Origin of the sequence: Streptomyces nanshensis (genome assembly GCF_001751255.1) — a bacterium.
GTDB lineage: Bacteria > Actinomycetota > Actinomycetes > Streptomycetales > Streptomycetaceae > Streptomyces > Streptomyces nanshensis_A.
In genome coordinates, this window is the sequence record NZ_LJGW01000146.1 from 19,461 (window position 1) to 27,655 (window position 8,195).

The following is an 8,195-nucleotide window of genomic DNA, read 5'->3' on the forward strand; positions in this document are numbered from 1 at the left end:
CGTACAAGAACGCGCAACGCCCCGCAGCGCCGGCACGGCGCCCGCCGCCCACGGACCGGCCCGCCGCCAGGCGTCAAGCGCCGGGCCCCAGGCGTCAGGCGCCGGGCCCCAGGCATCAGGCGCCAGCCGCTACGGCGTCAGCGCCATCTTCTCCTCCGTCCCCTTCTCCACCGCCCGCTCGCTGAACGCCCAGGGCAGCAGCGCCCCTTCGGACCACTTGTCCATCTGGTCCACGTAGTGCGGGTTGTACGCGTGCCCCGAGGCACCGGTGAGGTTGATCCAGCGGGACTTGTCGAAGTTGTCAAGGTTGACGACCATCCGCATCGACGGCGCCCAGATCACCTCGTAGCCACCGGCGGCGTTCCAGCCGGTGGCGTTGACGGCGTCCTTGCCGCCGCCGAGGTCCCACGGGCCGCGGTTGAGGAGGAACTGCATGAAGCCCGGTCCCTCGGTGCCGATCGTCTGGTTCTTCAGCATCAGGTGGTGCAGACGGCCCCAGCTCCAGGAGTCGATGTCCTTACCGAGCTTGGACGTCAGCTCCCAGCGGGCGTTCTTCATGGCGTGCGCGAGGAGGTCGTCACGGTCCCGGTCGCCGCCGCGGCCGTTGTTGCCGGGCGTCTTCCACCACTCGCTGTCCTTGTCCTTGATGACCTTGCGCACCACCTCGTACCAGCGGTCCCCGCCGTCGGGCTGCGCGGAGGCGGTGTCCCGCTCGCCGCACTCGCGGACGAGCCGGGACTTGCCGTCGAGGTCGTCGACCGGCCCGGACTCGTCCGAGGGCCGTACGTTGAGGCATTCGCCCTTGACCCGCAGCTCCTTTGGGAGCTTGTTGCCGAAGGCCAGGAGCAGCATGTTGCGCCACACGGCGTTGAAGTAGGCGGCGGGGGCGGAGTCGGCGTCCTGCGTGTAGTCCCAGCCTTCGAGGAGGCGCTGTGCCTCGCGTACGTAGCCGTCCTCGATGTTGATCTTCAGCAGATACGGGACGAGCAGCTTGGCGATCTCGCTGCTGTTGTCCATCTGCATGGTCTGCATGTCGCCCATGGAGATCTTGCCGCCGTCGGCGATCTTCGAGCTGATCAGGTCGTTGATGCGCTGGCTGCGGGTGCCGTAGCCCCAGTCCTTCGTCAGCAGGTAGGGGTACTTCTTCTCGTCGACGACGGCCTGGTTGGCGGTGACTATGTAGCCGCGGCTGGGGTTGTACTCCCAGGGCAGCGCCTTCTGCGGTACGTAGCCCTTCCACTTGTAGCGCGGGTCCCAGCCGGGGGCGGGGTAGCGGCCGTCGCCCTTGCCGCGTACGGGGATGCGGCCGGGGGCCTGGTAGCCGATGTTGCCCTTGGTGTCGGCGTAGATCAGATTCTGCGACGGGACGGCGAACTTGGTCGCGGCGGCGCGGAAGTCCTTGAAGTCCGCGGCGCGGTCGAGTTCGAAGACGGAGTCCATCGTCTTGGTGGGGCTCAGCGCCGTCCAGCGCAGGGAGACGCCGTAGCCGGAGCTGCGGTCGGGGGCGGCGTTGTCGACGGGGGACTTCTTGCCGACCTCGCGCAACTCGCTGTCACGGTCGGAGATGACGGGACCGTTGTCGGTCTCGCGCACGGTTATCCGTCGGCTGGCGCCCCCGGCGACCTTGATCGTCTCCTGGCGGGTCTTGTACTCGCGGCGCCTGCCGTCGTACAGGTAGCCGCCGTCGGTGAACTTCTCCAGATACAGGTCGGTCACGTCCGCGCCGAGGTTCGTCATGCCCCAGGAGATGTTCTGGTTGTGGCCGATGACGACGCCCGGCAGCCCGGCGAAGGTGAAGCCGGAGACGTCGTACGGGCAGGACTTCGTGACCGTGCGGCAGTGCAGCCCCATCTGATACCAGATCGAGGGCAACTGGGGCGCCAGATGCGGGTCGTTGGCCAGCAGCGGCTTGCCCGTCGTCGTGTTCTTGCCGGACACCACCCAGGAGTTGGAGCCGATGCCGCTGTTGCTGGGGCCGAGCAGCGAGGGGATCTTGTCGAGGCGGGTGGCGAGGGAACTGAGCTTCGAGCCGGCCTCGTGCACGGCGGCCTGCTGGGCGGCGGTGCCCGACGAGGAGGATGCGGCCTCCCCTTGGGGCTCGTACTTCTTCTCCCCCGGGTCCACCTTCCCTTCGGTGACGGGCTTGTTGCGGTCGGCCGGGTAGTCCGGGTACAGGTCGGCGATCTGGCCCTCGGAGAGGCGGCCGGCCATCAGCGCGCGGTCGATCTCGTCGGACATGTTGGCGCGCAGGTCCCAGGCCATCGCCTTGAGCCAGGCCACCGAGTCGACCGGGTCCCACTTCTCGGGCGTGTAGTCGTGCGAGAGGTCGAGGGCGGCGTACTCGAGGGAGGCGGCCGACTTCGTGTGGTCCTTGAGGTAGGCGTTGACGCCCGCGGTGTACGCCTTCAGGTTGTCCTTGCTCTCCTTGGAGAGCCCCGCGTACTCCCGCTCGGCGACGCGGCGCCAGCCGAGGGTGCGCAAAAAGGCGTCCGTCTTCACCTCGCCCGCGCCGAACATCTCCGACAGCCGCCCGGACGTCGTGTGCCGCCGTACGTCCATCTCCCAGAAGCGGTCCTGCGCCTGGACGTAGCCCTGCGCGGTGAACAGGTCCTTCGAACTGTCCGCGTACACCTGCGGAATGCCCTGCCGGTCGCGCTGCACGGTGACCGGATCCTCCAGCCCCTTCAGCTTGAGCGAACCGCTGGTCTGCGGAAAGGAGTCGCGGACCGTGCTGATCGTCCAGAACGTGCCGCCGCCGACGCCGGCCACGAGCAGCAGCACGAGCGCGATCACGAGCAGACGGGCGCGTCGCGAGGTCTTCTTGGCGGGCATCGCTGTCCTTCGCAGGCAGGGTGGACCTTGGGCGTGCGGACCGGAACGGAGCGTACGGAGCCACGCAGGACCCCACCATAGGCGGAGCCGGAGCGGCGCTACACAGGGAGTCACGACCCGGCCTTCCAGGACATTCAAGCGATGGTAAATTGTTAGCCACACGAACGAACTGGCGGACCTGGAAGGGACTTCGCGGTCATCGCCGTCGTCGCGGACACCGCGGTCGTCACGGTCGCCGCCCCGTCGCACTCCCCGTAGACGTGGCGCACCGGGCGGACTTCGCGGTCCGGCCGAGAGAGAGGATCTGCCCCTGAGTGTCGACCGCCTGAATCAACTGCTTCTCCTCAGCACCCTCGTCCTGCTGTTCGCAGTCGCGGCGGTACGGCTCTCCTCACGCAGCGGGCTGCCCAGTCTGCTGGTGTATCTCGGGATCGGCATCGCGCTCGGACAGGACGGTCTGGGCGTGCAGTTCGACAACTCCGAACTGACCCGCACCCTCGGCTACGCGGCCCTCGTCGTGATCCTCACCGAGGGCGGACTGAGCACCAAGTGGCGGGAGATCCGCCCCGCGGTGCCGGCGGCGGCCGTGCTCTCGACGATCGGTGTGGCCGTCAGCGTCCTCGTCACGGCCTGCGCCGCGCACTATCTCATCGGCCTCAACTGGCAGACGGCGCTGCTGATGGGCGCCGTGGTCTCCTCCACGGACGCCGCTGCCGTCTTCTCCGTACTGCGCAAAGTCCCGCTGCCCAAGCGGCTGACGGGTGTGCTGGAGGCGGAGTCCGGATTCAACGACGCCCCCGTCGTCATCCTCGTCGTCGCCTTCTCACAGCTCCACGTCTCCCCGTCCCACTGGTACGTGCTCGCCGGGGAGATCGTGCTGGAGCTGGCCATCGGCCTGGTGACCGGGCTGGTGATCGGCAAGCTCGGCGAACTGAGCCTGGGCCGCGTCGCGCTGCCCGCCTCCGGTCTCTATCCGATCGCCGTGATGGCGCTGTGCGTCCTGTCGTACGCGAGCGGCGCGATGCTGCACGGCTCCGGCTTCCTCGCCGTCTATGTCACGGCGCTGATACTGGGCAACTCGAAGCTGCCGCACCGGCCCGCCGTACGGGGCTTCGCGGACGGGCTGGCGTGGATCGCGCAGATCGGCCTCTTCGTGCTGCTGGGTCTGCTGGTCACCCCGCACGATCTGCTGGACGACTTCTGGCCGGCGATCGGCATCGGCCTCGTACTGACCTTCGTGGCACGGCCGTTGTCGGTGCTGTGCAGCCTGCTCCCCTTCGACCAGCGCTGGCGCGACCAGGCCCTGTTCTCCTGGGCGGGGCTGCGCGGTGCGGTGCCGATCGTGCTGGCGACCATTCCACGGGTCGCCGACGTCGAGGGCAGCGAACGCATCTTCAACATCGTCTTCATGCTCGTGATCATCTTCACGGCGGTGCAGGGCCCGACGCTGCCGTGGGTCGCGGGCAAGCTGAAGCTCAGCGACAGCGAGGAGCCGATGGACGTCGACATCGAATCGGCGCCCCTGGAGCGGCTGCGCGGCCATCTGCTGTCGGTGGCGATCCCGCCGCACTCGAAGATGCACGGCGTCGAGGTGGGCGAACTGCGGCTGCCGCCGGGAGCGGCGGTCACCCTGGTCGTACGGGACGGCAGCAGCTTCGTACCGCTGCCGACGACGATGCTGCGGCACGGCGACGAACTCCTCGTCGTCGCGACCGACCCGGTACGCGACGCCACGGAGAACCGGCTGCTGGCGGTCGGCCGGGGCGGCAAGCTCGCGGGCTGGCTGCGGGAGAGCGGACCGGAACGCGGGGCGGAGCGGAGGCCGCCGGAGCGGAAGCCGGAACGCAGGCCGCCGGAGCGGAGGCAACCGGAACGCGGGCCGGAACGCCAGCAACCGGAGCGCCGGCCGGAACGCGAACGGGACTGATCCGGCGGGGCGGACGGGCCGGGTCCGCGGCTTCGGCCCGCGGCGCGGAGGGCGGCGGTCCGGGTGCCCGGCGGCCCGTGCCACGGGCCCAAGACCGCTGGCAGCGGGGCCTGTTGGCGGATTACGGAGCCGGCCCGTAGGCCGTTATCCTCCTGCGGGTAGGACAGTTCACCGTTCCCGCCTGACGCAGGGCTGGCACGGCCGGTCGGTGCCGTGCGAGAGGACAGCCTTCGGCGCGATACGCGCGCTACCAGGCGGCAGAGAGGCTCGGCCGTGGCAACCCCGGCCACAGCGACCGGCGACCGCCGCAACGGCTACGGCGCACTGCTGCGAACACCCGGCGCATGGCGCTTCGTGATCCCGGGCTTCCTGGCCCGGCAGCCCATCGCGATGCTCGGCATCGGCACGGTGCTGCTCGTCGAGCACACCACCGGCTCGTACGGCACGGCGGGCACCGTCACCGCCGTCTCCGGGCTGTCGATGGCCGTACTCGCACCGCAGGGCGGCAAGCTCACCGACCGGTTCGGACAGGGCGCCGTGCTCGTACCGCTCGTACTGCTGCACGCCCTGTCGGTCGCGGCGCTGATCGTCCTCGCGCTGCGCGGCGCTCCGGTGTGGACGCTGTACGCGGCGGCGGTGCCGGCGGGAGCGAGCATTCCGCAGATCAGCCCGATGGTGCGGGCCCGTTGGTCGGCGCAGCTCCGCGGCGGCGACGACGCGGCGGACGGTACGGAGCGAGGTACGGCGCGGGAGGGCGGGCGCGGCCCGTCGCTCATGACGACGGCGGCGGCCTTCGAGTCGGTGACGGACGAGTTCACCTTCGTCGTCGGCCCCGTCCTCGCCACCGCGCTGTGCACGGGCGTGCATCCGGCGGCCGGACTGGCCGCCGAGGTCGCGCTGATGCTCGGCAGCGGCCTGCTCTTCGCGGCACAGCGCGGCACCCAGCCACAGGTGCGGACGCAGGACGGAAAGCCTGCCCGTACAAGCCCCGGAAAGCGCACATGGCGGCGCGGCACCGCCCGTACGGACGGCGGACCCCGCTCGGCGCTCGGCGTCAGCGGCGTCCGCGTCCTGATCGCCGTACTGCTCGGCGTCGGCACGGTCTTCGGCGGGATGCAGGTCTCGGTCGCGGCCTTCACGCGCGCCGTCGGCGCCCCGGAACTCAACGGCGTGCTGTACGGCGTCTTCGCCGCGGGCAACATGTCGGCCGCGCTCGCCGTGGGCACGGTGCGCTGGCGGCGGAGCGCCGACGTCCGGCTGCTCATCGCGTATCCGCTGCTCGTCCTGGCGGCGCTGGTGCTGGCCGTGACGGCCCAACTGGCCTCGTGGCTGCCGCTGTTGGGTGCGCTCGGGCTGGTGCTGGGGATCTGGGTCGCACCGTCGGTGATCACGGGCTTCACGCTGGTGGAGCTGCTGGTTCCGGCGGCGTTCCGTACGGAGGCCTTCACCTGGCTGACGGGGGCCGTGGCGCTGGGGCAGGCGGCCGGGTCGATGGCGGCGGGACGTCTGGCGGACGCCGCGGGCGCGGGCGCGGGCTTCTTCGCGCCGCTCGCCGGTACGGGTCTGGCGCTGGCGGCGCTGCTGGTCTTCCGGCGGCGGCTCACCGTCCGTACGGGCGGCGGCGCGGGGGCCCGCGGGGGTGGGGTCGGTCACCGTCCACCTGTCCCGGTGGACTGACGCGCGGGAATGCTGCACTATGGAGCGTCGTTAGCACTCACCGAGTAAGAGTGCCAGGAGGAGAACGTGCCGACCTACCAGTACCAGTGCACCGCGTGCGGCGAGGGCCTTGAGGTGGTGCAGAAGTTCACCGACGACTCGCTGACCGAGTGCCCTAGCTGCGAGGGGCGCCTGAAGAAGGTGTTCTCGGCGGTCGGCATCGTCTTCAAGGGCTCCGGTTTCTACCGGAACGACAGCCGCAGCAGCTCGACCGGCGGCGGCAAGTCGTCCTCCGGCTCCTCGGATTCGTCCTCCTCGGGCAACGGCGACTCCTCGTCGTCCTCCAGCTCGTCCTCCTCGTCCTCGGACTCCGGTTCGGGCTCGTCCGGCAAGGACTCCACGAAGTCGGGCTCCTCGTCCGGTTCCGGTTCCGGTTCCACGTCGTCGAACGGCGGCTCCAAGAACGCGAGCAAGGCGGGCAGTTCGGCCGCGTGACGGTCGCCTGACGGCTGTCCGCCGAGCCAGCTGTCGGCTGCCTGACGCGCGTGCCGCGCGGTACCCGGGCCCCGTCGGGCCGTCCCGCTGAACACCGGTGACGGCCCATGGCGCTGCCCGTAGGGTGACCCGCATGAGTGAACAGGCAGAGATCGGCGTCATCGGCGGTTCCGGCTTCTATTCCTTCCTCGACGACGTCACCGAGGTCACCGTCGAGACCCCGTACGGCGCCCCGAGCGACTCGCTCTTCACCGGCGAACTGGCCGGTCGCCGCGTCGCCTTCCTGCCGCGGCACGGACGCAAGCACCATCTGCCGCCGCACCGCATCAACTACCGCGCGAACATGTGGGCGTTGGCCTCCGTCGGGGCACGCCAGGTGCTCGGGCCGTGCGCGGTCGGCGGACTGCGGGCGGAGTACGGGCCGGGGACGCTGGTCGTCCCGGACCAGCTCGTGGACCGCACCAAGTCGCGTGCCCAGACCTACTTCGACGGCGAGCCGCTGCCGGACGGGACGGTCCCGCACGTCGTCCATGTGACCTTCGCCGACCCCTACTGCGAGTCCGGACGCCAGGCGTCGCTGGCCGCGGCGCGCGAACACGGCTGGGACGCGGTGGACGGCGGCACCCTGTGCGTGGTCGAGGGGCCACGCTTCTCCTCCCGCGCCGAGTCCCTGTGGCACGCGGCGCAGGGCTGGTCGGTGGTCGGCATGACCGGCCACCCGGAGGCCGTGCTCGCCCGTGAACTGGGGCTGTGCTACTCGTCGTTGAACCTCGTCACGGACCTGGACGCGGGGGCGGAGACGGGCGAGGGCGTCTCCCACGAGGAGGTGCTGCGGGTGTTCGGCGAGAACGTCGGACGGCTGCGGACGGTGCTCTTCGACGCGGTCGCGAAGCTGCCGCGCAAGCGGGAGTGCGCGTGCGGGGACGCGCTGGGCGGCATCGACCCGGGCATCGAACTGCCGGGCGCGGGACGGGAGTAGCGGGCCTGCCTGCGCTGCGCCGCGCGGGGCCGGGTCGACCTGGGACCGGCAGATGCACCCCCTGGGGTGACCGAGTTGTCCACAACTGCCCCCTGATCCACAGATCTTGAGGGCTTTCCCCGCGTACGTCCCAAAGCCTGCAGTCTTTCTGGGGAAGACGGCTTCTCCTTCTCCAAGCTTCGACGGCAGGCGGTGATCGTGATGTCCCGGCATCTCCCGGCCCACGGCGGTACGGGCGGCAGCGGTGCAGTCAGCGGCGCTACGGGCGGCGCAGCCGGCGCCCCAAGCGGCCCCGCGGGGCGCCCG

The 8,195-nt window shown here is 70.6% G+C and carries 5 protein-coding genes; 4 read left to right on the forward strand and 1 reads right to left on the reverse strand.

Annotated elements, in window-relative coordinates; all coding sequences use genetic code 11:
- Nucleotides 1–129: 129 nt before the first annotated feature.
- Complete coding sequence (locus AN218_RS08870) at nucleotides 130–2,832, reverse strand: penicillin acylase family protein (protein WP_070016214.1); 2,703 nt, start codon at nucleotides 2,830–2,832, stop codon at nucleotides 130–132.
- 310 nt (nucleotides 2,833–3,142) lie between these two features.
- Here AN218_RS08870 and AN218_RS08875 point away from each other — a divergent pair, with 310 nt between their 5' ends.
- From AN218_RS08875 to AN218_RS08890, 4 genes are all read left to right on the forward strand, one after another.
- On the forward strand, nucleotides 3,143–4,759 hold the full coding sequence (locus tag AN218_RS08875) for a potassium/proton antiporter (RefSeq protein WP_244900363.1): 1,617 nt from the start codon (nucleotides 3,143–3,145) through the stop codon (nucleotides 4,757–4,759).
- A 273-nt stretch (nucleotides 4,760–5,032) separates the two neighbouring features.
- Nucleotides 5,033–6,436 (forward strand): MFS transporter, encoded by a 1,404-nt coding sequence (locus tag AN218_RS08880; protein ID WP_070016215.1) that lies wholly within the window; start codon nucleotides 5,033–5,035, stop codon nucleotides 6,434–6,436.
- A gap of 66 nt (nucleotides 6,437–6,502) precedes the next feature.
- Complete coding sequence (locus AN218_RS34270; protein WP_079131957.1) at nucleotides 6,503–6,910, forward strand: FmdB family zinc ribbon protein; 408 nt, start codon at nucleotides 6,503–6,505, stop codon at nucleotides 6,908–6,910.
- 133 nt (nucleotides 6,911–7,043) lie between these two features.
- On the forward strand, nucleotides 7,044–7,889 hold the full coding sequence (locus tag AN218_RS08890) for an S-methyl-5'-thioadenosine phosphorylase (protein ID WP_070016217.1): 846 nt from the start codon (nucleotides 7,044–7,046) through the stop codon (nucleotides 7,887–7,889).
- Nucleotides 7,890–8,195: the final 306 nt, after the last annotated feature.